General features: G+C 69.3%; 25 protein-coding genes and 2 tRNA genes. 13 read left to right on the top strand and 14 right to left on the bottom strand.

The annotated features are described in order from the left end of the window. Positions 1 to 11 precede the first annotated feature (11 nt). The 3 genes from ABI214_RS12440 to ABI214_RS12430 all read left to right on the top strand — a co-directional run bounded on the left by ABI214_RS12440 (position 12) and on the right by ABI214_RS12430 (position 1036). A complete protein-coding gene (locus tag ABI214_RS12440; RefSeq protein WP_348610860.1) occupies positions 12 to 740 on the top strand; it encodes a dienelactone hydrolase family protein in 729 nt (242 codons plus the stop codon). An 86-nt stretch (positions 741 to 826) separates the two neighbouring features. After that, a tRNA-Ser gene (locus ABI214_RS12435) sits at positions 827 to 918 on the top strand. Positions 919 to 963: 45 nt separating this feature from the next. Further along, a tRNA-Arg gene (locus tag ABI214_RS12430) sits at positions 964 to 1036 on the top strand. 282 nt (positions 1037 to 1318) lie between these two features. On the opposite strand, the gene ABI214_RS12425 is transcribed toward ABI214_RS12430, so the two are convergent. Next, positions 1319 to 1618 carry a hypothetical protein gene (locus ABI214_RS12425; protein WP_348610857.1) on the bottom strand — a complete coding sequence of 100 codons (300 nt, stop codon included), beginning with the start codon at positions 1616 to 1618 and terminating at the stop codon, positions 1319 to 1321. Between the two features lie 741 nt (positions 1619 to 2359). On the opposite strand from ABI214_RS12425, the gene ABI214_RS12420 reads away from it, so the two are divergent. After that, the gene (locus ABI214_RS12420; RefSeq protein ID WP_348610854.1) at positions 2360 to 3286 is read left to right on the top strand and encodes a D-isomer specific 2-hydroxyacid dehydrogenase family protein; all 927 of its coding nucleotides are present in this window, start codon (positions 2360 to 2362) and stop codon (positions 3284 to 3286) included. Between the two features lie 154 nt (positions 3287 to 3440). After that, positions 3441 to 3587, top strand: coding sequence for a hypothetical protein (locus ABI214_RS12415; RefSeq protein WP_348610851.1), 147 nt, complete (start codon positions 3441 to 3443; stop codon positions 3585 to 3587). A gap of 179 nt (positions 3588 to 3766) precedes the next feature. On the opposite strand, the gene ABI214_RS12410 is transcribed toward ABI214_RS12415, so the two are convergent. From ABI214_RS12410 to ABI214_RS12400, 3 genes are all read right to left on the bottom strand, one after another. Further along, positions 3767 to 5374 (bottom strand): AMP-binding protein, encoded by a 1608-nt coding sequence (locus tag ABI214_RS12410; RefSeq protein ID WP_348610848.1) that lies wholly within the window; start codon positions 5372 to 5374, stop codon positions 3767 to 3769. A 121-nt stretch (positions 5375 to 5495) separates the two neighbouring features. Next, complete coding sequence (locus ABI214_RS12405) at positions 5496 to 6218, bottom strand: IclR family transcriptional regulator (protein WP_348611575.1); 723 nt, start codon at positions 6216 to 6218, stop codon at positions 5496 to 5498. A gap of 160 nt (positions 6219 to 6378) precedes the next feature. Beyond that, positions 6379 to 7341, bottom strand: a complete 963-nt coding sequence (locus ABI214_RS12400; protein ID WP_348610846.1) for a LysR substrate-binding domain-containing protein — start codon at positions 7339 to 7341, stop codon at positions 6379 to 6381. Between the two features lie 94 nt (positions 7342 to 7435). Between ABI214_RS12400 and pcaH the strand changes: the two genes are divergently transcribed. Together pcaH and pcaG are read left to right on the top strand one after the other, a co-directional pair. Continuing rightward, the gene (gene pcaH / locus ABI214_RS12395; RefSeq protein WP_348610844.1) at positions 7436 to 8164 is read left to right on the top strand and encodes a protocatechuate 3,4-dioxygenase subunit beta; all 729 of its coding nucleotides are present in this window, start codon (positions 7436 to 7438) and stop codon (positions 8162 to 8164) included. Beyond that, on the top strand, positions 8161 to 8835 hold the full coding sequence (pcaG, locus tag ABI214_RS12390) for a protocatechuate 3,4-dioxygenase subunit alpha (protein ID WP_348610841.1): 675 nt from the start codon (positions 8161 to 8163) through the stop codon (positions 8833 to 8835). Before pcaH ends, pcaG begins: the two co-directional genes overlap by 4 nt. Here the strand turns inward: pcaG and ABI214_RS12385 are convergent, their stop codons facing one another. From ABI214_RS12385 to ABI214_RS12365, 5 genes are all read right to left on the bottom strand, one after another. Continuing rightward, the gene (locus ABI214_RS12385; protein ID WP_348610838.1) at positions 8836 to 9267 is read right to left on the bottom strand and encodes a PaaI family thioesterase; all 432 of its coding nucleotides are present in this window, start codon (positions 9265 to 9267) and stop codon (positions 8836 to 8838) included. It lies immediately after the preceding gene. Next, on the bottom strand, positions 9264 to 10163 hold the full coding sequence (locus tag ABI214_RS12380; protein WP_348610835.1) for a mycobacterial-type methylenetetrahydrofolate reductase: 900 nt from the start codon (positions 10161 to 10163) through the stop codon (positions 9264 to 9266). The genes ABI214_RS12385 and ABI214_RS12380 overlap by 4 nt, the downstream gene beginning before the upstream one ends. A gap of 8 nt (positions 10164 to 10171) precedes the next feature. After that, a complete protein-coding gene (locus ABI214_RS12375) occupies positions 10172 to 10939 on the bottom strand; it encodes a class I SAM-dependent methyltransferase (protein WP_348610832.1) in 768 nt (255 codons plus the stop codon). Then, positions 10936 to 11745 carry a class I SAM-dependent methyltransferase gene (locus ABI214_RS12370; RefSeq protein WP_348610829.1) on the bottom strand — a complete coding sequence of 270 codons (810 nt, stop codon included), beginning with the start codon at positions 11743 to 11745 and terminating at the stop codon, positions 10936 to 10938. Before ABI214_RS12370 ends, ABI214_RS12375 begins: the two co-directional genes overlap by 4 nt. Before the next feature lie 99 nt (positions 11746 to 11844). Next, complete coding sequence (locus tag ABI214_RS12365) at positions 11845 to 12945, bottom strand: glycerophosphodiester phosphodiesterase family protein (RefSeq protein WP_348610826.1); 1101 nt, start codon at positions 12943 to 12945, stop codon at positions 11845 to 11847. Positions 12946 to 13052: 107 nt separating this feature from the next. Between ABI214_RS12365 and ABI214_RS12360 the strand changes: the two genes are divergently transcribed. From ABI214_RS12360 to ABI214_RS12340, 5 genes are all read left to right on the top strand, one after another. Continuing rightward, complete coding sequence (locus ABI214_RS12360; RefSeq protein ID WP_348610823.1) at positions 13053 to 13508, top strand: hypothetical protein; 456 nt, start codon at positions 13053 to 13055, stop codon at positions 13506 to 13508. A 151-nt stretch (positions 13509 to 13659) separates the two neighbouring features. Next, on the top strand, positions 13660 to 14457 hold the full coding sequence (locus tag ABI214_RS12355; RefSeq protein ID WP_348610820.1) for an aldose 1-epimerase: 798 nt from the start codon (positions 13660 to 13662) through the stop codon (positions 14455 to 14457). A gap of 122 nt (positions 14458 to 14579) precedes the next feature. Beyond that, positions 14580 to 15452: a CPBP family intramembrane glutamic endopeptidase gene (locus tag ABI214_RS12350; protein WP_348610817.1), complete on the top strand. Its 873-nt coding sequence runs from the start codon at positions 14580 to 14582 to the stop codon at positions 15450 to 15452. Continuing rightward, the gene (locus ABI214_RS12345) at positions 15449 to 16660 is read left to right on the top strand and encodes a sensor histidine kinase (RefSeq protein ID WP_348610814.1); all 1212 of its coding nucleotides are present in this window, start codon (positions 15449 to 15451) and stop codon (positions 16658 to 16660) included. The genes ABI214_RS12350 and ABI214_RS12345 overlap by 4 nt, the downstream gene beginning before the upstream one ends. After that, complete coding sequence (locus ABI214_RS12340; protein ID WP_348610811.1) at positions 16657 to 17322, top strand: response regulator transcription factor; 666 nt, start codon at positions 16657 to 16659, stop codon at positions 17320 to 17322. The genes ABI214_RS12345 and ABI214_RS12340 overlap by 4 nt, the downstream gene beginning before the upstream one ends. 27 nt (positions 17323 to 17349) lie before the next feature. On the opposite strand, the gene ABI214_RS12335 is transcribed toward ABI214_RS12340, so the two are convergent. Next, on the bottom strand, positions 17350 to 18180 hold the full coding sequence (locus tag ABI214_RS12335) for an NAD-dependent epimerase/dehydratase family protein (protein WP_348610808.1): 831 nt from the start codon (positions 18178 to 18180) through the stop codon (positions 17350 to 17352). A gap of 139 nt (positions 18181 to 18319) precedes the next feature. Between ABI214_RS12335 and ABI214_RS12330 the strand changes: the two genes are divergently transcribed. After that, positions 18320 to 19576, top strand: coding sequence for a COG4705 family protein (locus ABI214_RS12330; protein ID WP_348610805.1), 1257 nt, complete (start codon positions 18320 to 18322; stop codon positions 19574 to 19576). Here ABI214_RS12330 and ABI214_RS12325 read toward each other — a convergent pair. From ABI214_RS12325 to ABI214_RS12310, 4 genes are all read right to left on the bottom strand, one after another. After that, positions 19570 to 19977 carry a very short patch repair endonuclease gene (locus tag ABI214_RS12325; protein ID WP_348610802.1) on the bottom strand — a complete coding sequence of 136 codons (408 nt, stop codon included), beginning with the start codon at positions 19975 to 19977 and terminating at the stop codon, positions 19570 to 19572. The two genes, ABI214_RS12330 and ABI214_RS12325, sit on opposite strands and share 7 nt — an antisense overlap. A 22-nt stretch (positions 19978 to 19999) precedes the next feature. Next, positions 20000 to 21163 carry a DNA cytosine methyltransferase gene (locus ABI214_RS12320; protein WP_348610799.1) on the bottom strand — a complete coding sequence of 388 codons (1164 nt, stop codon included), beginning with the start codon at positions 21161 to 21163 and terminating at the stop codon, positions 20000 to 20002. Between the two features lie 89 nt (positions 21164 to 21252). Next, positions 21253 to 21771: a hypothetical protein gene (locus ABI214_RS12315; protein WP_348610796.1), complete on the bottom strand. Its 519-nt coding sequence runs from the start codon at positions 21769 to 21771 to the stop codon at positions 21253 to 21255. A gap of 91 nt (positions 21772 to 21862) precedes the next feature. Beyond that, positions 21863 to 24343: an ATP-dependent Clp protease ATP-binding subunit gene (locus ABI214_RS12310; RefSeq protein WP_348610793.1), complete on the bottom strand. Its 2481-nt coding sequence runs from the start codon at positions 24341 to 24343 to the stop codon at positions 21863 to 21865. Positions 24344 to 24456 lie beyond the last annotated feature (113 nt).

Genomic DNA, 24456 nt, shown 5'->3' with positions numbered 1-24456 from the left:
AAGGTTGATTTATGCCGGGAATCCTCCGGGACAGCGTGCCGCTGCGCGCTGACGACGATTCCGACTCGCAGGCGCGGGGACGGGTGCCACTCACCGCGGTCGAGCCCGAGCGACACGCACGCGGCGGCATCGTCGTGCTCCACGAGTCCCGCGATTTCACCGACGCGCTCATCGAGATGATGCGCTCGCTCGCCGCAGAGGGATGGCTGGTGGTGGCGCCGCACCTGTTCCACCGCGAACCCGCCCACAGCGACACCGAGGTGTTCGGGGAGAGCCTCTTCGACGACTTCGACGCCACCTTCGACTGGCTCGTCGCCCGCGGCATCTACCCCGACTGCGTCGGCGTCATCGGCTTCGACGACGCCGGCACCGCCGCGATGCTCGTCGCCACCAGCCGCCCGGTCGGCGCGGCCGTGAGCGTGTCCGCGCACGGCATCGTCAACCCCCTCGCCCCCGAGACCCCCACCCTCGTCGAGGCGGCCCCGTCGTTGAAGGCCCCGTGGCTAGGCCTGTACGGCGCCGACGACCCACGTACCCCGCCCGAGCACGTCGAGCTGCTCAGGGACGCCGTCGCGCGCGCTGAGGTCGCTACCAACATCGTCAGCTACGACGGGCTCGCCCACCGCGCCGACGAGCCGCCCGTGCCGGAGCCGACCGCCTCCGACGACGACCCGCTGGTCGTCGCGATCCTCGACGCGCAGCGGCGGATCTTCAACTGGTTCGACGCCAATCTCAGGTAGGTGAAGGCGTCTGACCAGCTGTTTTGCGTTTCCTGGCGATCCCTGTGTAATGTTTCGCCCGGCGGTTCGAAAGGGCCGGCCCCCAAGGAGGCGTGCCAGAGCGGCCGAATGGGACTCACTGCTAATGAGTTGTCCCCTTTAAAGGGGACCGGAGGTTCAAATCCTCTCGCCTCCGCCACGCTGGTCCTTCATTGGTCCAGTAACAACTGAACATTGTGAACATGCGCCCGTAGCTCAACGGATAGAGCATCTGACTACGGATCAGAAGGTTAGGGGTTCGAATCCCTTCGGGCGCACATCAGAAAGCCCCCACCGGCAGCAATGCCGGTGGGGGCTTTCTCGTTCCCAATCGGCGACTCCGGCTCAGCTCAACGGCCGCGTGACGAGCGCCACGCCGACGCTCGGCCCGCCGTCGGGCAGCTGAACCAGCGGGCTGTCGGCGAACTTCCGGGGCGTCGGTTCGAACTCGACCATCGGGAACCCGACGTAAGTATGGGCCGCGATCAACGAACGCGGCGCCGGCTGCGGCGGCCGTGACGGGGGCGGGGATCGGGGGTGTTACAGCCAGGCAGGGACTGTCAGCGATCTACGCAGTCCCTGCACTGCCGCGACACCGGGCGGTTCACGGCGGCCCCGGCGTTGGTTTCGAGCGTTTCGCCGTTGCCGAGTCGCACCCAGGCATTGGGGATACCGCGGATCTCACCCCATCCGGTGAGCTCCGACTCGTCGTTGTGGCTGCAGCCGGGCAGGTGTGCCGTGCGGCCCGGACTCACCAGGACCAGGCCCTGCTCGCCGGTGAGCGTCGGGCGAGTTGCACGGCGCGTGTGCGTGCACTGGCCGACGATCAGGTCGCATTTCGGGCATCGTTCAGACGTCACGTCGACTATGTCGGTATTCGAGGGCGACACGTTTCCCTCGCTCCTCGCAGCGCCGCCGGGCAGTTGCACCGTGCGTCCGGAGGGGACTTCGATCAAATGAGAGTCACAGCACACTTGCCCCGAAAAGTGGCGCCGGTGGCTATGGTCAGCTGCGCGGTGCCCGAGCCTACCCCCGACGGGGCTCGGGCACCGCTTCGCGAAAGGTCATCCCACCCCCGACGAGCGGGACACCTTCCAACGACCGTCCCATGGCTACCGTTGCATCACCGTTGCATCGCCCTTCCCCGGCGCCGATATCCTCGCCGCGTGATCGGAGAAGCCCCTGCCGGCGCCGAGACGAGGATGCGCGGCGCACTCGCGTTGCTGCGTGATTCCTTCCCGCAGCGCGCGGCGTAGGTTCGCAGACTTCTGGCGGACGACGGCTTCACTCCGCAGGAGGCCGAGGACGCCGTCCGGTTCCGTTCGGGACGCCCCGCCGGCATCCCGGACACCTATCCGACGTTCGGCGGCACACGCCGTCCGCTCTCCCCGCTGCCGTGCGCCCGGTATCGACTGGCGGGAACGCTGAACGACATCGGGTGGAGCTTCCCGTCGGTCAAACGCCTGGAGTCGGTGCATCGATCGCGCGCTGTCCGGGCTGCGTATCGGGCGCACGCTCGTTGTCGGGCTGAGTCTCCGGCGGCCCCTATCCTCCTAGTCGTCACCAACTCGAGTTCCCCGGTGCACAGAGGAGAGCGTGAGATGACCACTACTGCAGTAGCCCTCGGGCCGGAGCCGGACGCATTACTGGCCGACGCCATCGTCCGTGGCGGTGGAATCCCGACGCCGCTCGCCGAGGCGCAGGGACTGGTGTGGGCCGGGGACGACCCCACGAGCTTCCCTGCGGCCCTTCCCGCGTCGATCCGCTGGGTGCAACTGCCGTCGGCCGGGGTCGAGCACTGGTTCGCCGCGAGGGTCGTCCAGCGACACCCGCAGGTCGTGTGGACGTCGGCGGCCGGCGCGTTCGCCGCGACCGTCGCCGAACACGCCTTCACTCTGCTGCTCGCGGGCGTTCGCGCGCTGCCCGGGCATCTGGCCGCCACCACGTGGCGGCAGCGGGAGTTCTTCGACAGGGTGGGGACCCTGCGGGGCTCCCGTGTCGCGATCATCGGCGCCGGCGGCATCGGACGGGCGCTCATCCCGATGCTCGCATCGGTCGGCGCCACCGTCGTCGCGGTGAACCGGTCGGGTCGGCCCGTGGAGGGCGCCGCGGAGACGCTGCCGGCCGACCTGGTCGACGAGGTCTTCTCGCGCGTCGACCACGTGGTGGTCGCCGCCCCGGCCACTAGCGAGACCCGCCACCTCGTCGGGCGTGCGCAACTGGCGCAGCTCGGTTCGCGGTCGTGGGTGGTCAATGTCGCACGCGGGCCGCTCGTCGACACCGATGCCCTCGTCGACGCTTTGCGGGACAACGCCATCGGCGGCGCCGGGCTCGACGTCACCGACCCCGAGCCGCTGCCCGACGGCCACCCGCTGTGGACCCTGCCGAACGCGATCGTCACACCTCACGACTCGAATCCGCCGTCGGTGCGCGCGACCGCGTTCGCCGAGCACGTCGCGGAGAACGTGCGCCGATTCGTCGCCGGCGAGGTCCTCACGGCGCGAATCGATCCGGCCGCGGGCTACTGAACCAGACCCCCGAAAGTGCTCACCCAGGGTGAGTTTCGAGGCGAACATTAGACCAGGGGTTTACGTGGAATGCCGGAATGCTTACCCTTGCGGGCGAACCACCCAATTCGACAGAGGATTTCCGGTGCAACACCTTGGACCGCACACAGACGGAATGACCACGGGCACGAGCGATGCGGCCCGCATCCGTCGTCTTGCTGAGCGCATCGCCGACACGAGCGAGAAGGCTGCCAACATAGCGGCGGCCGGCGAGATCATGCGCCTCGCCGCGACACTCGAGAAGGAACTCGCGCGCGTGTAGAACAACCGTTTCGTCGACCGCCCGAAACCGATGCGGTCGAACCGGAACTCGAGTAGCTGACGGTCGCCGTCGACTTCGATGTCGCGGCGGCCGTCGGTCGGCTGTCGCCGTTCGGCGAGCAACAGCAGCTCGGTGGGCGGCGCGCGCCCGGTGCCGGTGCCCCCGCGGCCCGGTGGAGTCTAGGCGGAGGCCATGCCGGTGGCCCAGCGGTAGTCGGCCTTCCCTGCTGGGGTGCGCTTGACCTCGTCGACCAGCACGATCGCGCGCGGGATCTTGTAGCCGGCCAACGTCTTGCGGCAGTGCTCCTGCACCTCGTCGAGGGTCAGCTCGGGTGCGTCCGGGTACGTCGCGATGACGGCCGCGACCTGCTGGCCCATCCGCTCGTCGGGCCTGGGCACGACGAGGGCGTCGGCGATCGACGGGTGCGCGTGCAGCGCCGCCTCGACCTCCTCGGCGAACACCTTCTCGCCGCCGGTGTTGATGCACTGCGAGCCGCGGCCGAGGAAGACGATGGTGCCGTCGGCCTCCACCCGGCCCATGTCGCCGAGGACCGAGATGCGGGTGCCGTCGGCGCGGACGGGGAAGGTGCGGGCCGTCTTCTCCTCGTCCTTGTAGTAGCCGAGGGGGACATTCCCGATGCGGGCGATGTACCCGATCTCGTCGGTGCCCGGCGCGATCTCGTCGAGCCGCTCGTCGACGAGAATCATGTTGGGCGAGGGCGCCATGCGGAGGTTGCCGTCCTCGTCGACGGTGAAGGCGCCGTCGTTCCCGGATTCCGAGGCGCCGAAGTTGTCCCGCAGCAACAACTCCGGCTTGACCGCGAGCATGCGCTCGCGGACGCCGATCGACCAGATCGCTCCGCCCGAGGTGATCGAGAAGAGCGAACCGAAGTCGATCTCGCCTTTGCGTCGCTCCATCTCGTCGACCAGCGGCAGGCCCATGCCGTCGCCGACGATCAGGATCACCTGAAGCCGTTCCTTCTCGATGGCCTCGACGACCTTCTTCGGGTCGAAGTCGCGCATGAGCACCACGCGGGCGCCGAGCGTGAAGAAGGTGAACAGCGAGTACAGCGCGGCACCGTGCATCAACGGTGCCGCGATGAGGAATGCCATGTCGGGGAATTCCTTTGCGGCAGCGGCGACCTCCGCGAGGTCCTGCCGGGCGTTCTCGCCGTAGGGGTTGCCGCCGGAGAGCGGCTTGCGGAAGAAGTCGTCGTGGCGCCACATGACGCCCTTCGGGTATCCGGTGGTTCCGCCCGTGTACAGCACGTACACGTCGTCGCCCGAGCGGGCGGGGAACTCCCCGGTGGTCGGCAGCTCGCGGGCGTCCGCGAACGTGACCACCGTGATCGAGCGCGCCGCGGCGGCGGTGAGCAACTCCTCGACCGGATCGCCGATGACGAGGACCGTCCGGATCAGCGGGCAGCCGTCGAGCAGGTCGGCCAGCGTGCGCTGATGCTCGGGCAGCTCGACGACCACCGCCGACGAGTCCGAGTTGGTGAAGATGTACTCGAGTTCGGACGGCGTGTACCGGTAGTTGACGTTGATCGGCACCGCACGGATCTTGATCAGTCCGAGGATGGACGTGACGTGCTCGATGCTGTTCTTCAGGAAGAGCGCCACATGATCGCCCTGCCGGACACCGGCGCTCGTCAGCAGGTTGGCGGTCCGGTTCGCCTCCGCGTTCAGGGTCGCGTAAGTGAGGTGCTGGTCCTCGTACGTCAACGCGACACGGTCGGGCACCGCCGCGGTGACCGATTCGAAGACATCGGCGAGGTTGAACTGCATCGGCATTCCTTTCGGAAGAGCGCCGCCCTCGGCGCACACCACCCGCATGTGTCGATGGAGGGTAGCGCGGGAAACGTCACTCACGCGGCGAATTCGGACATCTCGCGGATGCCCGGCCGGCTCACGCCGCGCGCAGCGATGCGTCGAGGGTCCGCACGGCGTCGACGACGAGCGGCGCCACGCGCTCGAGCCTGACGGTGTGCCTGTCGCCCGCGAGCGAGATCGCGGCGAGCGGGAAGTCCGGGCCCGGCACGGCCGCGCCGACGCACGCGACTCCGCGCGCGAACTCGCCGCGTTCGAAGGCCACGCCGCGGCGTTCGCGGACGGCAGCGAGTTCGCGGTGCAGCGCCGTGGTGTCGGTGATCGTCCGCTCCGTGCACCGGCCGAGGTGTGCTCCGAACAGGCGGTCGACGCGTTCCCGGGCCAGCCACGCGAGCAACGCCTTCCCGCTCGCGGTCGCGTGGGCGGGCGATCGGCCCCCGACACGGGTCGGCACGGACGTCGCCAGGCGTCCGCCGAGCTTGTCGAGATGAACGACATGTGTGCGGTCCAGTACCGACAGGTGGACGACGAGGCCGGTCTGCAACTGCAACTCGTGCAGCAGTGGTGCGGCCGCTGCGCGCAGTTCGGCATGCCCGTTCTGGTGCGCGGAGAGCGCCAGTGCGCGGCGGCCGAACCGGTACCCGGACGACAGGTGCTCGAGCCACTCCACCTGCACCAGCTTGTCGAGGATCCGGTGCACCGTCGAGCGCGGCAGCCCGGTCCGCCGGGTCACCTCTTCGAGGGTCAGGCGTTCGGTCCGGCTGTCGAAGGACTCGAGGATGAGCGTCGTGCGCGCGATCATCGACACGGGTGGCCCGGTGAGCGGGCCTCGGGCATCGCCCACGATCGCCACACCTCCACCATCGCCGTCGGTCAGCCGTTTGTTCGAAACGATCGTGGACATCATTGCCGACGCCACGGCCGAACGCACACGCCGCCCGGATCGCGGCGACACGGCGCGCTCAGGCGTCGGCCAGTTCCCGCAGGATGCCGGCGAGTTCCTCGGCGGCGGCGGGGGAGTCTGCCGTGGCCCGCCGGAACAGCCCCACGGGTTCGGCGGTGCCCGGTGTCGGCTGCGGCAGGCGGACGAGGGTGCCGTCGTCGAGATCTGTCTGCGGCACCCGCTCCGGGGTGAACCAGACCGCGTCACCGTGCCGGGTGAGGGTGCGGGCGACGGTGACGTCCAGGGTCTCGACGCAGCCGGCCGGCAGGTGGAGGCCGTGCCGCTGCAGCAGCACCTCCGTGTGGTGCCGGGGGACGGTGCCCGCGGTCGCGACGACGAGCGGGTAGTCGAGGACGGCCGGCATCGGGACGGGCCCGGTGGGTGCGGTCAGCGGATGTCCCGATCGGACGATCAACGCGAGCGATTCGGTGTAGAGCAGTTCGAACGTCACGTCCTGCAGCGCGCCGGGTTCGGCCATCCGGCCCAGCGCGAGATCGAGTTCGCCGGCGCGCACCGCGGCGAGCAGGACGTCGTTCGGGCCGGTTACGATCCGCACGCCCACGTCCGGGTGGGTGGCCTGCAGCCGCGAGATCGCCGTGGGCAGCAGCACGCTCGCGACGGTGGGGAGCGCGCCGACGCGGATCGGTGCGCTGGGGGCACCGACCCCGGCGAGCGCCGCCGCCGCGGACTCCATCGCGTCCGTGACGGCGACCGCGTGCCGCAGGAAACGTTCCCCGGCCGCGGTGAGATTGGCGCCGTGGCGGCCGCGGTCGACCAGTCGAACCCCGGCGAGGGCCTCGAGTTCGTTGAGCGTCTTCGTGACCGCGGGCTGGGTCAGGTGCAGGCGCTGCGCCGCGCGCCCGAGGTTGCGTTCCTGCGCCACCGCGATGAGGCACGTCAGGTGCCGAAGCCGGATCCGGTGCAGGACACGGGCGGTCGTGCCGTCGTCCGCGGGGGGAGGGGGAACGAAGCCGTCGGACATTCCCTCAGGTTATGGAAATGGCGAGAAAGCGTCAATTTACATGACTTGAACGCGCGCATAGCGTGGCGGGAGATCCGCTCGACAGGAGAATCCCATGACCATCGGCGAATTCGTCGAACGCGATGCCACGGTGCATCCGCCGGCGCTGACCCCGTCCTACAAGACCAGCGTGCTGCGCTCGCCGCGCAACGCCCTCATCTCGCCGCGGAACACGCTCTCCGAGATCACCGGGCCGGTGTTCGGGGCGAACGAACTGGGGGAGAAGGACAACGACCTGATCCTCAACTTCGCCAAGGACGGGCTGCCGATCGGCGAGCGCATCATCGTTCACGGCTACGTGCGCGACGAGTTCGGCAACCCGGTCTCCGGCGCGCTGGTGGAGGTGTGGCAGGCCAACGCGGGCGGACGCTACCGGCACAAGACGGACCGGTACCTCGCCCCGATCGACCCCAACTTCGGCGGCTGCGGCCGGATGCTCACCGACCGCAACGGCTACTACGTCTTCCGCACCATCAAGCCCGGCCCGTACCCGTGGGGCAACAACGCCAACGCCTGGCGCCCCTCGCACATCCACATGTCCCTCAGCGCCGACGGCTGGGCGCAGCGGCTGATCACGCAGCTGTACTTCGAGGGGGACCCGCTGATCGAGCGGTGCCCCATCGCCCGGACCATCCCCACGATCGAGCAGGTGCGCAGCCTGATCGCGCAGGAGGACCCGGCCAACAACGTGCCGTTCGACGCCCGCACCTTCCGCTTCGACGTCACCCTGCGCGGACGTCGGGCCACCTTCTTCGAGAACACCGTCCCGGGATCCTCGCGATGACCCGAATCGACCAGCACCCCAACGCCTCCACGCCGCACCCGATGGTGACGCGGTTCCCCGAGACGCCGTCGCAGACCGGCGGACCCTACGTCCACATCGGGCTCGCGCCGCAGCAGGCCGGCTTCGACGTCTTCGACAACAACTTCGGCAACGACCTGGTCGCCGACGCCACCGTCGGCGAGCGGATCACGATCGAGGGCCGGGTGTTCGACGGCAGCGGCACCCTGGTGCGCGACGCGCTGCTCGAGATCTGGCAGGCCAACGCCGCCGGCAAGTACGCGCACCGACTCGATCCGCAGGACAAGCAGATCGATCCCGCGTTCCGCGGCTGGGGCCGGACCGGCGCCGACTTCGACTCGGGCGTCTTCGAGTTCCGCACCGTCAAGCCGGGCCCGGTCGACGCGGACGGTGGTCGCGTCCAGGCCCCGCACGTCTGCGTCGCGGTCTTCGCGCGCGGCATCAACGTGGGACTGCACACCCGCATCTACTTCGACGACGAGGCCGAGCGCAACGCCGCCGATCCGATCCTGTCGGGCATCGAGTGGGAGACCCGGCGCGAGACGCTGATCGCGAAGCGGTCGGAGCGCGACGGAAAGGTGTTCTACACCTTCGATATCCGCCTCCAGGACACGCCCGATGGCGGCGCCGAAACGGTGTTCTTCGACATCTGATCAGGGGGCGGCGACGGGCAGGACGGTGCCCTGCGCGACGGCACACAGCCGGGTGCTGCCGTCGTCGGCGACCATCTCCAACTCGCACCGGCACACCGCGCGGCGTCGTCCCGAATGGACGACCCGCGCGGTGGCGCGCAGCGTGCGACCCTGCGCCGGCCGCACGTACTCGATGGTCATGCCGCCGGTCAGCACGCCCGGCCCGAGCACGGTGCCGGCCGCGTAGGTGAGGCAGTTGTCGGCGGCGTAGGCCAGCACGCCGCCGTGGAGGAAGCCGTTCTGCTGCAGCAGGTCCGGTCGGGCGTCGACCTCGAGGACTGCGCCGTCCGCGTCGAACGAGACCAGTCGGGCGCCCAGCAGGACACTGAAGGGCTGGGACGTCAGGTGCGCACGGGCGTCCTCGGTGGTGAGCGGAATGACGTTGCTGCTCAAGACGACTCCTCGCTGGATCCGGGTGACCAGTGGTCGAGCATAGCGGCGAACGTCTCGCACGCGGCACCCGAGACGCCGTAGGGCGCCTCGAGGTGCACGCTCAACGGGAACCCGAGATCGTGGACACCGTCGAGAATGCGCCGGTACAGGTCGACGAGGGTGTCGCGCCGCTGGCGCAACGAGCCGCCCGCGACCCGCGCGACGAACTCCTGCTCCTGGCGGACGAGGTCGTTCCCCTGGTCGTGGATCAGCCAATCGATCAGGTGCACACGCTGTTCCATGCCGGGGACGAATCCGAACGACAGCAGGATCTCGGGGCGGTGCTCGGTGCGGGCGGCGAACTCGCGCAGAAAGCCCACGATCCGGTCGGAGTACAGCAACTGGGTCAGCGCGAACGTCGCGCCGTTCCCGCACTTGGCGTCGAATCGGTCGATTTCGCCGCGACGCGTGGGGATCAGCACCACGCCGCGGTGGGGGAGCACCTCTCGGAAGCGTGACACCGCCTCCTGCGGTGTCACGCCGGCGGCGTCGCCTCTGGGCATGCCGTGCGGCTTACCCACGAACGTGATGCCGTCCATGCCGGCCTTGCACAACCGGAGCACCCGATCGGACAGTTGTTCCTCGTCATGGAAGACGGTCACCTGCGCGCACAGGCCCTTGATCGTGCCGATCGACGGGCGGATCGCTTCCCAGAAGTCGAGCACGTCCATCCGCGGTGTCAGTGCCACGGGCCGATCCGAGTCCTCGGCGATGATCCCGGGGATCATCACGTGGCGCACGTGCTCGGCCAGCCCGTGGCGGCGGCACAGGTCGACGGCCGCGCAGCCCTCGTCGAGGGCCCTGCCGGCACCCCCGTCCACTTCCGGTGGCACCAGCTCGAGTGCCACCGTATTCATGGTGGCGCTCAACGGCGTTCGGCAGTAACTAGCCAGACCGGCGCGAGGAGGCGGTCGTGGGAGTCGTAGCCGAGTTCCGCGACCGCGGCAGCGATCGGCGCGAAGTCTTCGCGTTGCATGTCGCTGCGGGTCATGGCGGTGGTGTAGTGGGTCCGCTCCAGCCGCCGGATGGCCCAACCCCCGCCGGTGAGGGTGTCGCGGAGGTTGTCTTCGCTGATGCGGTACGGACCGGGGAACTCGTCGGGGACCTGGTCCGAGAAGCACACGAGGTGGAGCTTGCCGTCCGGGCGGCAGGCCCGGTGCAGTTCGGCGACGTAGCCGGGGCGTCGGTCCTCGGGGAAGCAGTGGTAGAGGGCGCTGTCGATGATGGTCGTGAACCGGTCGGCGTAACCGCTCAGGTCGGTGGCATCGGCCGTTTCGAACGTGACGGCCTGGTCCAGTCCTCGCTTCCGGGCACGCTCACGCGCGATCTCGATCGCGGCGGGTGCCGCGTCGAGTCCGCACACCCGATAGCCGCGGTCTGCGAGGAATATCGCGTTTTCTCCCAGCCCGCAACCGATGTCGAGCACTTCGCTGGTGATCTCGCCGTCGGCTTCGAGCGTCCGCAACAGGGGCTGGGACTCGCCGATGTCCCACGGAACCTTGTCGAAGTGGACGGGACGTTGCGCACCGGTGGGCTGCTGCACGCGGCTCAGTGCTTCGAAGTCGCCGCGGTAGAGCGCATCGAAGTCGGATGGACCCGGTGCGTTGGGCGGTTGGGTGGGATTCGCGTTCATTGGGTGTTCCTTCCCGACGGGGCGGATTTCGTTTCTCGTGCCGGCTTCGGGGTGCGGGCTCGTGCGGTGAGCATGTTCAACTGCTGGTAGCTGTGGAGGCGCTCGCATCCCAACTGCTCGAGCAGGATCGACAGGTCGTCCGGTGTGAACATCCGTGCTCCGCCGAATCGGCCGATCCGATCCATCACCGGTCCTGTGACGACCGACATCGGTCCGGTGGGACGACACGGGACCATCACCAGCAGCCATCCGCCCGGCTTCACGATCCGGATCATCTCCGCGAGGGCGTCGACCGGTTCGGGAACGAGCATGATCACAGCGGTGGCGCAGACGGCGTCGGCGCAGTGGTTGCGCAGCGGTAGGCGGGTGGCATCACCTCGGACGAGTCCCATGTTCGCGCGGGCCTGCTGGGCTGCGCGTGCCAGCATCGGGCTGGACAGATCGACACCGACAGCGAGTCCGTGCGGACCGACCGCATCGGCCAGGCCGGTGGTCACGTTGCCGGGCCCGCACCCGACATCGACCACGGTCTGCCCGGGCCGCAGCTGCAACTGGTCGGCGACCCTCGAATACCCGAGGGCCAGCACGGACGCCATGAACCGTTGCATCCGTTGGTAGATCCCCGCACCGAGCGACGACTGCCAGGCTGCCTGCGCTCGACCCGGCGGCGGAACCGTCTCACCGGGCAGCGTGTCCAGATACCCGTCGGACGAGGGGACCCATGTCACGTCCGGCCGCAGCAGTTTCTCCAGTCGCGGCACGGTCGCGCGTGTCGAGATCCGTTCCGGCTCCGATGATCGGTCCACGGTGACCATCTCCCTGGACGAGAGTTGCTCTTTCCGATGGTACCGAGAAACGCGGAGGCCCCGCCGGTCCAATCCGGCGGGGCCTGCGCGTCGGAAGGGTTACTTCTTGGTCGCGGGTGCGGGCAGTTCCATGCCGCGCTCGGTGAGGACGGTGCGCAGGCGGTCGGGGCGGTCGGTGATGATGCCGTCGACGCCGAGGTCCATCAATGCGTGCATGGTCTCGGGATCGTTGACGGTCCACGGGATCACTTTGATGTCACGGGCGTGGGCCGAGTCGACCATGTCGGCGGTGACGTACAGCTCGAAGTTGGGGTCCGACACCTTGCCGCCCTGCGGGGTGCCCTGCACCGGTGAGAAGGCCGACGCGCCGAACGTCGAGATTGCCGCGATCGCGTCGCCACCGAAGTCGTCGATGTCGAGGCCGCCGAGCCACGGCGACGCGCCCGGCTTGCCGATCTGCAGGAAGTCGCCGTTGGTGAGCGCGACGGTGGGCACCGACGGCTCGAGTTCGCGGGTGAGCATCAGGGAGCCCCAGTCGAAGCTCTGGATCGTGACGCGGTCGAGCATGCCGGCGTCACGGATGGTGCCGAGGACGGTGCGGACGAACTGGTCCCGCGGCGCGGTCTCGGACGGTGCCCCGGCCTCGACCTTGGTCTCGATGTTCATCTTCACGTCGGGGGCGTTGTACGACTTCACGAGGTCGAGCACCTCGGTCAGCGTCTGCATCTTCGCGCCCGGAACGGTCTGCTGCTCGGGATGATCCGCGACCCGCAGCGAACCGCAGTCCATCGTCTTGATCTGCTCGAGTGTCAGCGTGTTGATGTACTTGCCGACGTACGGGTACTCCGGATCACCCGGGGTCGCCGGGGCGGTGTCCAGGCACTTGTTGTTCGACACCTTGCGGTCGTGCGTGACGACCGCGACGCCGTCCTCGGTGATCTGGGTGTCGAGTTCCAGTGTGGTGACACCCATTTCGAGGGCATTGGCGAACGCTGCGAGGCTGCTCTCGGTGTACAGGCCCAGCCCGCCGCGATGTGCCTGGACGTCGAAGGCGGGTGCGGTCTGCGGCCCGGTGCTGCCCACCGAACCGGACCAGTCGAGGCTGCCGGTGGCGGACGCGGTGGCCGGGGCGAGGGCCGCGAACGGCAGCGCGGCCAGTGAAGTGACGGCGAGTGTGGACAGTGCCCGACGGAAATTCATGTCCGAGACGGTAGGAAGCGGCGGTATCCGGGCAGCAATCAACAGGTAAATGAAGGGTAATGCCTGAGACTATTCTCAGGGCGCCGTCGTCCCGGCATCATGGGCCCATGATCATCGAGAGGGAGTCGGTCGTCGACGCGCCGGCGGAACGTGTGTGGGCGCGGGTGGTCACCCCGGAGGGCATCAACGACGAGATGCGGCCCTGGATGACGATGAGCATCCCGCGCGGGCTGGGAGTGGTGAGCATCGACACCGTTCCCGTCGGAGTGCCGCTGGGCCGGGCGTGGTTGCGCCTCTTCGGTGTCGTTCCGCTCGACTACGACGCTCTGACGATCGCGGAACTCGAACCGGGGCAAAGTTTTCACGAGAAGTCGACGATGCTGAGCATGCGACGCTGGGAGCACGAACGAACCCTCGCACCCGTCGGCGCCGACCGCACCGCCGTCCATGACCGGATCACGTTCGAGCCGCGGCTTCCGTTCCTGGCTCCGGTGCTCGCGCCGGTCCTGCGCGGGTTCTTCGCGCACCGGCACCGGCAGTTGCAGCGACACTTTGCGTCCTAGGCGGCGTGCACGCCACCCCGTGGACGCCGTCGGCTGCATGGACTACCTTCCCCACGCGGATGACGAGTGTCCGGGGTGATCCCGAACCCGAGCGCGTCGCCAATCCACTCTCGCACGCACGCTGGGACGAACTATCGAGGCTGACATCGAAATGAACGAAAACGGCAACTTCACACTGGAAGCCGCGGATGTCCGCGTCGGGATCTCGCCGCGGCAAGGCGGCACGATCACCAGCCTCGTCATCGCCGAGACCGAGCTGCTCAGGCAAGGCGACTCCTACGGATGCTTCCCCATGGCGCCGTGGTGCGGACGAATCGGCAACGGGCAGTTGTCCGTCGACTCGGTGACGCATCACTTCCCGCTCAATGCGGCTCCACACGCCATTCACGGCACGGTGCGGGACGGCGCGTGGGAGGTCGCCGACGCATCGGGCACACACGCGACGCTGCTGCAGGCGCTGGCCCCGCCGTGGCCGTTCGCCGGTCGAGTGGCCCAGAGATTCACCCTGACCGAGAGCTTTCTCGATCTGTCCATCGAGGTGACGTCCGACGCGGATCCCTTTCCCGCCCAGGTCGGGTGGCACCCGTGGTTCAAACGCCTCCTGCGTGGCGACACCGAGCCCGTGCGGATCGATTTCGCACCTGACTGGCAGGAGCTGCGCGGGTCGGACTACCTCCCGTCGGGCGTGCGGATCGCCCCTCGAACGGGACCCTGGGACGATTGCTTCGGGATGGTCGACGGCGTGCGTGTGGTGCTGACGTGGCCGAGTTTGCTCCGGTTGGAAGTTCGGAGCCCCGAGCAGTGGGTGGTGGTCTACGACATGGAAGCCGACGCCGTCTGCGTCGAGCCGCAATCGGGACCACCCAATGGGGTCAACACGATGCCGCGACTCGTGACGGCGGAATCCCCGCTCGTCGCCAACTGTCGATGGACGTGGGAGCGTCTCTAGCGGCAGTCCAGTCGAGCACCGGCGGCCGGCACGTCACTTCGCGCCGTAGGTAGCGTGCACGCCACCCCGAGACGGTCGCGTGGGCTACAGCCGTTCCGCGCTCGTCGACGTGAAGTGGAGGCATGACAACTGCACCACCCGTTCCGTCACCGGCAACCGTCCGCGACGATTCCGTGCGCACGCGCGGAGTCGGCTGGTTCCTCGTTCTCGCGTTCGCGGTGTCCTGGATCCCATGGGCAATCGTGTGGGCCGCCGGCTACTCGCTCGACAATCTGGTCGTCCAACTCCTCACCGCGGCGTTCGTGCCCGCCCTCGCCGCGATCGTCACGCGCCGCTGGATCACCCGCGAAGGGTTCGCCGACGCCGGGGCGAGGCCCCGACTGTCCGAGGCGTGGTCGTCCTACCTGATCGCCGCGCTGTTGCCCGTCGGGGTCCTCGTCATCGCGTTGGCGGTGGCCGCGATGTCGGGGATGTGGGACATCGCCGCATGGCATTTCGGCCGCGACGACCTCGTGTTCGTGGCGGTCGCGCTGGTGGTTCCGGTTGTGGCCGCGCCCCTGTTCTGGGGTGAGGAGTTCGGCTGGACGGCGTACCTACGGGATCGCCTCGTGCCGGGCAGGCCGGTCGCAACCACGGTCGCGACCGGCCTGGTCTGGGGTGTGTGGCACTGGCCGCTGCCCTGGGTGGGGTACTTCGGTTCCGGCGGTACCGCCACCGACGCGGTCGTGGCGATGTTGATGTGGCTGCCGCTGTCGGTGCTGCTCGAATGCGTGATCGGTTGGCTGTGGAGTCGCAGTGGATCCGTGTGGCCGCCCGCGATCCTGCACAGCGGCAGCAACCTCGTGGTGGCCGTCGGGATCGGGCGTTTCGTGGATCCGGGCGCCCACACGAATACCGTTACGCTCCTCATGTGCGCTGCCTACGTTCCCGTCGTCGCCTGCATCGCAGGGGCATCGATCGTGAGCCGGCGCAGGAAGATCGGGGCGGGGCAGTGACGGGCAGCGTGTCGTCGGCCCTGCGGTCCGGCCCGCGGTACCTCGGCACCCTGTGGCCGTGGCGGGCGCTCGTGTGCCTCGTCGTCGCGGGCGTCCTCTCGTGCGCCACCGTGATCGGCGTCGTCCCGGTCCTGCTGCTGGGACTGACGCGTCGACTGCGGACGGCGTTGTGGGAGCCGATGCTGCGCGCGCACTGCGCACGACTGAGGCTGATCGATCCGACGGTCGCGGAACGCGCGGACGCAGAAGTGCGGGCGTCCGCGAACGAGGAGCGACTGCCCACCGTGCGGCACGGCGCCTACGTCCTGGGCGCGGCGATCTCCGGCGGCGTCGCCGGCCTCCTCGCGGTCTTTGGCGTCACCATCGTCGGGATGCTGCTCGCCGCGCCCCTGGTCATCCGGGACGACTACTTCGACCTCGGCGGATGGACCGTCGAAACCAGTTCGGGTGCTTGGATTCTGGCACTGACCGGACTGGTGGTCGCGGTGCTGCTCCTGGTGGTCGTCGGCGGTTGGGCCGCGTTCGAGACGCAGATGGCGCAACTGCTCCTCGGGTTCGACGCCGACCCCTGGCGTCTCGAGGCAGCCCGGCTCGAGACGACCCGTTCCGGGCTGCTCGACGCCGAGGGCTCCGAGCGGGAACTGCTCGAATCGGAACTGCACGACCGGGTTCAGCATCGGTTGGTCGCCCTCTCGATGAGCCTCGGCCTCGCCGAGGCCGCCGACCCGGACGGGCGGACAGGCCGACTCGCCGCCGACGCACACCGCCAGGTGGACGAGACGCTCGCCGAGTTGCGGGCGGTGCTGCGCGGATACTCGCCGCGGGCGCTGATCGAACGAGGACTCGCGCCGGCCCTCACGGATCTGGTGGCGGACGTCCCGCTCGACGTCGACGTCATGCTCGACGGGGTGGCCGGTCCCGGGGAGCGGCTGCCGGCGCCCGTCGAGCACATGTCGTACGTACTCGTCTCGGAGACACTGACGAACGCCGTGCGGCACGCCGAAGCTGGGCACGTCACCGTGCGCGGCGACCGCGTCGGGGACGTGTGGCTGTTGAGTGTCACCGACGACGGGCGGGGCGGTGCGCACATCACTGCCGGCGGCGGACTCGACCGGCTGCGTGGTCGCGTCGGCGCCCTCGACGGAACCCTCACCGTGACAAGTCCTGTCGGGGGTCCCACGACGATCCGAATGGAGTGTCCGGTGTGACGTCGACCGAACGACCGCTGCGGATCGTGCTCGCGGAGGACAGCCCGCTGCTGCGGGCCGGGGTGGAGAGCGTGCTCGCCTCCGTCGGGCACGACGTGTGCGCCGCGGTGGGTTATGCGCCGACCCTTCTCGATGCGTGGGACGCGTACCGGCCGGACCTCGTGGTGACCGATGTCCGGATGCCGCCGACCAACACGGACGACGGGCTGCGGGCGGCGGCCGCGCTCCGGCAACGGGAGCCGAAGCTGCCCATTGTCGTGCTGTCGCAATATGTCTCGGTGGCGTATCTCGACGAGCTGCTCGGCGACGCCGCCGCGAGCGGGGTGGGATACCTGCTCAAGGAACGGGTCGGGCACGTCAAGCAGTTCCTCGAGGCCGTGGACCGGGTCGCGCGGGGCGAGACGATCATCGACCCGGACGTCGTGCGGGCGCTCGTCACCGCGACGAGGAGTCGCGGGCCGCTCGCCGCGCTCACGCCGCGCGAACGGGAGGTTCTCGCACTGGTCGCCGAGGGGTGCACCAACTCCGGCATCGCGCAGCGGTTGACGGTGTCCGAGGCCGCGGTGCGCAAGCACATCGGGTCCATCTTCTCCAAGCTGCCGCTGGAGGACGGCGATCGGCGGGTGCAGGCGACGCTCGTCTACCTGCGATCGCTCGGGTGACCGCCGCCCGCGACGATCCGACGCCTCTCAGCCGGACATCCCCGTCCGCCACGACGGGTGCTTCGGCACCCAACCGAGCTTGCGCGCCTTGGTGTTCGACGCCCCACGCCCGTGGCCGGGGCCGAGTCCGCTCGGCTCCTGCGCGCCCACCCAGCGGCAGAAGGTCGGCAGCCAGTCGGCCGGTCCGGCGGGTTCGTCGTCGACGATGTTGACGATGCCGGTGGGCCAGTCGAGTGCCGCGACGGTGGGCGGGGCGGTGTCCTCGATGTGCAGGAAGCTCTCGATTCCGTTGCCCTCGAACACCCCGTCGCGCGCGGCGCGGCCGAAGTCGCCGTCCGGCGAGTACCACGTGCCGGGGCCGTACAGCCTGCCGTAGCGCAGGATCACGTGGTTCGCGATCTCGCAGGACGTCCGTTCCATCGCGACCACGCCCTCGACGGTCCGTGCGCCCCGCCCGACGGCGTCGCGCAGGGGCACCGTCTCGTCGGCGAGACCGTCCCCGTCGGCGTACAGCCACGCGATGCTCTGGGTGACGATCCGTTCCACGCCGTACCGGTGCATCGCGTCGACGAGATTGCGGGTGCCGACGATGCGCAGTTCCGCGTTGGCCTCGAGATCGACGCCCGCCAGGTCGGTGAGCTGGTGGATCACCGCCTCGGGTCGGGCCTCCGCGATCGCGTGCTCCACCGACGCCAGGTCGAACGCGTCCATCCGGACCACCGTGGCGCCGGCGTCGCGCAGCTCGGGACGCGAGTCCGGGTTGCGCGAAGTGCCCACCACCTCGTGGCCGTGGGCGATCAGTTCCCGGGTGAGCGGTAGCCCGACGACACCCCCGGCGCCGGCGACGAGGATCCTCATGCGCACGAGCCTAGGAAACTCGAGTCGCCGCCGCGCGCATCTCAGCTGATTCGAGACCGTTCTGACGACGGCCGAGCCCCACCGGCCGACATTTCGTCCTCAGCGTCGGTTCAGCTGCGTGTCTCTATGGTCGGGCGTCGTGAGCGAGACGACGAGATCCGAGACGGTCGAGACCCGCGGCGTGCTGCTGAGCAAGGTGCCCGAGATCACGGTGTGGTTCTGGGTCATCAAGATCCTGTGCACGACGGTCGGCGAGAGCTTTGCCGACTGGATCAACATGACTTTGGGCGTCGGCCTCAACGCGACCGCCCTCATCTTCACGGCTGTACTTGCCGCGGTTCTGGGCTGCCAACTGCGCCTCGACCGCTACGTGCCGTTCGTCTACTGGCTGACGGTCATCGTGCTCAGCGTGACGGGCACGCTCTACACCGACATCCTCACGGACAGTTGGGGCGTTCCGCTCGCCGTGAGTACGACCGCCTTCGCGGCGGTCCTGGCTGTGGTCTTCGGCGTGTGGTTCGCGCGCGAGGGGACGCTCTCGATTCACAGCATCGTCACGCGGCCGCGAGAGTTGTTCTATTGGCTCGCAGTGCTGGTCACCTTCGCCCTGGGGACAGCCGCCGGCGACTGGACGCTCGAACTCACCGGCTGGGGACCCGGCACCTCGGTGCTCCTGCCGGCCGGTTTGATCGTCTCGGTCGTGATCGGCTGGCGGCTGGGCGCCAACGTGGTGCTGTCCTTCTGGCTCGCTTACATTCTGACCCGGCCGCTGGGTGCCAACCTCGGCGACTGGTTCGCGTCCCCGTCGACCGAGCACGGTCTCGGCTTGGGAACCGCCCTCACGAGCGCGATCTTCCTCATCGCGATCCTCGCTACGGTCGCGTACCTCACGCGCACCCGCGGCGACGTGATCGAACAGCACGAACGGACCCACGTGCCGACCGTGACCACGCGTCCGCATCGTGAGCGGGTCATGCTCGGGTACTACGCCGTCGTCGCTGTCGCCACCGGCGCCCTGCTCGTGTGGGCCGCCGCACAGCCCCACGCGACCGCTGCGAGCGAGGAAGAAGACAGCGCGGCGACGGTGACCACGACACTCACCCCCGGTCAGGCGGACGCGCACTTCGCGCCGGCCGAGATCGCGAAGTTCCGCACCATCGCCCAGGACACGCTCACGAGCGTGCAGGCCGGCGACCAGGCTGGAGCGCGGGCCCGAGTCAAGGACCTCGAAACCGCGTGGGACGACGACGAGGCGACCCTGCGTCCCCTGGACGAAACCACCTGGCACGTCGTCGACGGTCGGATCGACAGCGTCCTCGGGGCGGTGCGTGCCGGCAAACCTGACACCGCGACCGAGACGCAGACACTCACGGCACTGCTCACTGCGCTTCAGTGAGGAACGGACAGCGCCGCCTGCACCCGATCCGCCGCGGCGGCCGGGTCCTCGTGCTCCCACACCCGCACCACGCGCCAGCCCGCCGCCTCGAGCCGGGTGTCGGTGTCGCGGTCGCGAACGACGTTGGCGGCCAACTTGTCCGCCCACCACTGCGCGTTGTTCTTGGGGGAGGTCGCGTGCTGCGGGCAGCTGTGCCAGAAGCAGCCGTCGACGTACACCGCGACACGCTTGCGCGGGAACACCAGATCGGCCCGACGGCGCAGCCCGGGCACCGGCGCGCGGTCGACGAAGAACCGGGCCCCGCGACGGTGTAGTTCGCGGCGCAGTGCCACCTCCGGCGCGGTGTCGCGCCGGCGCTGCGCCCGCATCCGGGCGCTGGTCAGGGGATCGGTGGAGGGCATCGCCACCATCCTCGCACCGGTCTCAGGCCACCGCTTCGGGGTAGCCGCCCATCCGGTCGAGGTGGCTCTCGACGTCGTCGAGGAAGCCGGGCACGAAGCGCAGGCTTCCGGTGCGGGCCCGCTTGAGGAACCCGGCGGTGGCGCGGGCGGACAGCAGCTGCGAGTGCTCGAGGAACCCGCTGAGGTCCTCGTACGGGTGGTGGACCGGCCAGTGCGACTCGTGCACCCGGAACGCCTGCCGGTCGCGTCCCCACGCGGCGCTGGGCCAGGCGTCGCCCGGCTTCAGCGGCGTCTCGTGATCGGGGCTGTAGGCGATGCGGTCGTCGAGGCGTCCGCCCACCCATTCCGCCATCCGCACGCTCACGGCGTTCCCGACCAGGCGCCACCGGTGGCCGTTGCGGATGCCCTTGACCTCGGTGGCCGGGGCCGTCCAGTCGGGGTCGAAGCCCTGGAGACGTTCGGCGTCGATCAGGCCCGGAGTGACGATCTCGCCCGACGGCAGGCGCACCGCCGGCGGCGACGCGATGCCGACCGTGGAGCCACCCTTGAGCGTGGGCACCGCGTTGACAGCCCAGCCGAGCCCGCGGACGCCCTCGGTCCAGTAGAAGCCGCACGGGTACTGCGCCGGGTCGCCCTCCCCGGGAACACCGGCGTCCTGCCCGAACAGCACCTCGCGGGGATCGTCGGTGCGCGACGCCAGCATCAGCACGCGCTGGCGCCGCTGCGGCAGCCCGAACGCGCGCGCGTCCACCACCCGGTACGCCCACGTGTAGCCGAGGTCCTCGAGCGCGTCGGTGATGTGCCGCATCGCCGCGCCGCGGCCGAGATTGAGCATGAACGGGACGTTCTCGATCAGCAGCCAGCGCGGCCCCTTCTTGCGCTTGACGAGACGGAACACCTCGTCGACCAGGCCCGAGCGGGCGCCGGTGATACCGGCCGTCTTCCCGGCCTGCGACAGGTCCTGGCACGGGAAACCCGCGGCCACCAGTTCGGTGCGCTGCGGCAGCGACCGCAGCCGGGTCACGTCACCGTGCAGCTCGACGCCCGCGAACCGGGTGCGCAGCACCTGCTGGGCGCCGGGGTCGATCTCGCACAGCAGCTCGGTCTCCCAGCCGTGGCTGCGCAGGCCCAACTCCACCCCGCCGATGCCGGCGAACAGCCCCACCATGTTCCCGGTCGACGTCACGGCACCCTTCCTCACGCACAAATACCAGGAGCACGTTACTCGAGTCCTCCGACGTGGCCGCGTCACACCGCCGCCCGTGCGCCGGCATCTCAGTTCCGCGATCCGGTGGCCCGCGCCGGGAACAGTAGCGTCTCGACGACGGGGAGCAGCTCGGATCGGTGGGCGATGGCTTCCAACAGGTCGACGAGGCTGTCGGCGACCGTGGTCGTCGCCTCGAATTCGGGCTCCACACCGTGGACGATCTCGCCGTCGACGCCGACCGCCAGGTAGGCGTAGTCGTCGCGGACGGAGCACAGGATCGGGCAGTGCCGCCGCCAGAACTCGGCGACTGCGGCCTCATCGTCGTCGCTCACGGCTGCGTCGCGGCTGAGGGTCTCGAACTCGTTCCACGCGAACGCGGCGTCCCCCGAATCCGTGTAGTCGTCGAGAGCCAGGAACCACACCGCGTCGTCCGGGCTCGACAACCGCGCGAACGACGACGCCCAGGACCGCTGGACGTCCGGGAGCGAGGCCAGGACGTCGGGCACCGAGCGCGAATGTCGGGGAGCGGGCTCGTGAACCCAGCCCGCGGACCGCAACGCGGCGACCGCCCGAGTGAACACGTCCATCGGCGACGACGATACTCGAGTCCGAGGCGGACCCGGGGCACGCGAACGCCCCGGCCGAGCCGACCGGGGCGCTCGCGGCGACAAGCCGGGATCAGGTGTCGGACGACGCCGTCTCCGGTTCGGTCGGCAACGAACCCTCACCCTTCCCGGGATGCACCACGCCGAGTTCGAGGCCGCCGTTCGCCGACACCCGGACGATGTCGTCGGGCTCGAGCTCGCCCGACAGCAGCAGCCCGGCCAGCCGGTTGTCGAGCTCCTTCTGGACGGTCCGGCGCAGCGGCCGCGCCCCGAACTCCGGCTGGTAGCCCTTCTCGGCGAGCCAGTCGACGGCGTCGTCGGTGATGTCGAGCTCGACGTGCTGGGCGTGGAGCTGGCGGCGGGTGCCGTCGAGGATGAGCTCGATGATCTGCCGCAGCTCCGTCTGGTCGAGCCGGTGGAACACGATCGTCTCGTCGATGCGGTTGAGGAACTCGGGCCGGAAGTGTGCCCGCAGCCGCTCCATCAGCGTCGGCACCAGCTCGTCGATGTCCTCGGCCCCCGTGCCGAGGATCAGGTCGGAACCGATGTTGCTGGTGAGGATCACGATGGTGTTCTTGAAGTCGACGGTGCGGCCCTGCGCGTCGGTGACGCGGCCGTCGTCGAGGAGCTGCAGCAGGACGTTGAACACGTCCGGGTGCGCCTTCTCGACCTCGTCGAACAGCACCACCGAATAGGGCTGGCGCCGCACCTTGTCGGTGAGCTGTCCGGCCTCCTCGTAGCCGACGTAGCCGGGAGGGGCGCCGACGAGCCGCGAGACCGTGTGCTTCTCCTGGAACTCGCTCATGTCGAAGCGGATCATCCGGTCCTCGTCACCGAACACGGCCTCCGCCAACGCCTTCGCGGTTTCCGTCTTGCCGACACCGGTCGGTCCCAGGAACATGAAAGAGCCGATGGGGCGGTTCGGATCCGACAGCCCGGCCCGCGACCGGCGCACCGCCTCCGCCACCGCGGTGACGGCCTCGTTCTGGCCGATCACGCGGGCGTGCAGGACGTCCTCGAGCTTCATGAGCCGCTCGCGTTCCTCGGATGTCAACTCCGCCACCGGGATTCCGGTCTGCCGCGACACGACGTGGGCGATGTCGAGGACCGTCACCTCGGGCGTGGCTTCGTCGGGAGTCGCGCCCAACCTCTCCTGGGCCTCGGTGATCTGCCGCTTGAGATCGTTCGCGCGCTCGTAGTCCTCCTGCCCGACGGCGGAATCCTTCTCCCGCTTGAGCCGGGCGAGCTCCTCCTCCGCGGTGCGGGTGTCGAAGTCGGGGGTGCGGGTGCGCAACCGAACCCGGGCGCCGGCCTGGTCCACGAGGTCGATCGCCTTGTCGGGCATGAACCGGTCGGTGATGTACCGGTCGGAGAGTTCGGCCGCGGCGACCAGCGCCTCGTCGGTGTAGTGCACCTGGTGGTGCGCCTCGTAGCTGTCGACCAGACCGCGCAGGATCTCGATGGTGTCGTCGACCGACGGCTCGGCCACCAGCACCGGCTGGAAGCGGCGCTCGAGGGCGGCGTCCTTCTCGATGTGCTTGCGGTACTCGTCGATCGTGGTTGCCCCGATCGCGTGCAGTTCGCCGCGGGCGAGTGCCGGCTTGAGTAGGTTGCCCGCGTCCATCGCGCCCTCGCCGCCGGCCCCGGCACCCACGATGGTGTGCAGTTCGTCGATGAACAGCACGAGCTGGTCGGAGTGCGCCTTGACCTCGTCGAGGATCTTCGTCAGCCGCTCCTCGAACTCGCCGCGGTACTTGGTGCCGGCGACCAGCGAACCGACGTCCAACGCGACGACGCGGCGATCGGTGAGCGTCGACGGGACGTCGCCGTTGACGATGCGCTGCGCGAGACCCTCGACGATCGCGGTCTTGCCGACACCCGGATCACCGATGAGGACCGGGTTGTTCTTGCGGCGGCGCGAGAGGATCTCGATGGTCTGTTCGACCTCGTTGGCGCGGCCGACGACCGGATCGATGTTGCCCGCCCGGGCCTCGGAGGTGAGGTCGCGGCCGTACTCGTCGAGTGTCGGCGTGGAACTGGGCGGGGCCGCGGCCTTCTCACCCTCGATGGTGGCGCCCAACAGGGCCTTGCCCGCGGGGCTCTCGGAGTTGGCGGCGATGCCGATCAGGATGTGTTCCGGTCCGATGTAACTGCTGCCGGACTCGCTGGCCTGCTGCTGCGCGGTCCGCAGCGCGAGCTTCGCGGCCGGGCTCAGGCTCGGGGACCCGGGGGCGGTTTTCGGGGTGCCGTGCTTGTCCAGGTGGTCGGCCATCTTCGAGGCCAGTTCGTCCGGATCCAGATTGATGCTGCTGAGCACACCGCGCGTGGGATCGTTCTGCGCCGCGGCGTAGAGCAGGTGTTCGGGGGTGATCTCGGAGTTGCCCCACTCGGTGGCCGCGTCGCGTGCGGTGGCGATCAGGCGGCGGGCGCCGTCGTTGAGGAGCCGTCCGAGGTCGACGCGCTGGACCGGGGGCTGGGACGACAACCCCGATCCGAAGAACCTTGCGAAAATGTCATCGAAGGGACTGTCCATGCGACCCCAACCTTCGGTCATGTCCTAATCCTCCAAATCTCTGGTTTCAGCAATCTGGTTCGGACTCGTCCGCACTGCTCAGGCGGACCACACTCAACCTTGCGACCGCAGCGTGGGAAAGTAAAGAGTCTTCC

Source organism: Prescottella soli, assembly GCF_040024445.1.
Classification (GTDB): domain Bacteria; phylum Actinomycetota; class Actinomycetes; order Mycobacteriales; family Mycobacteriaceae; genus Prescottella; species Prescottella soli.
This window is presented reverse-complemented; position numbering and strand designations above follow the sequence as displayed.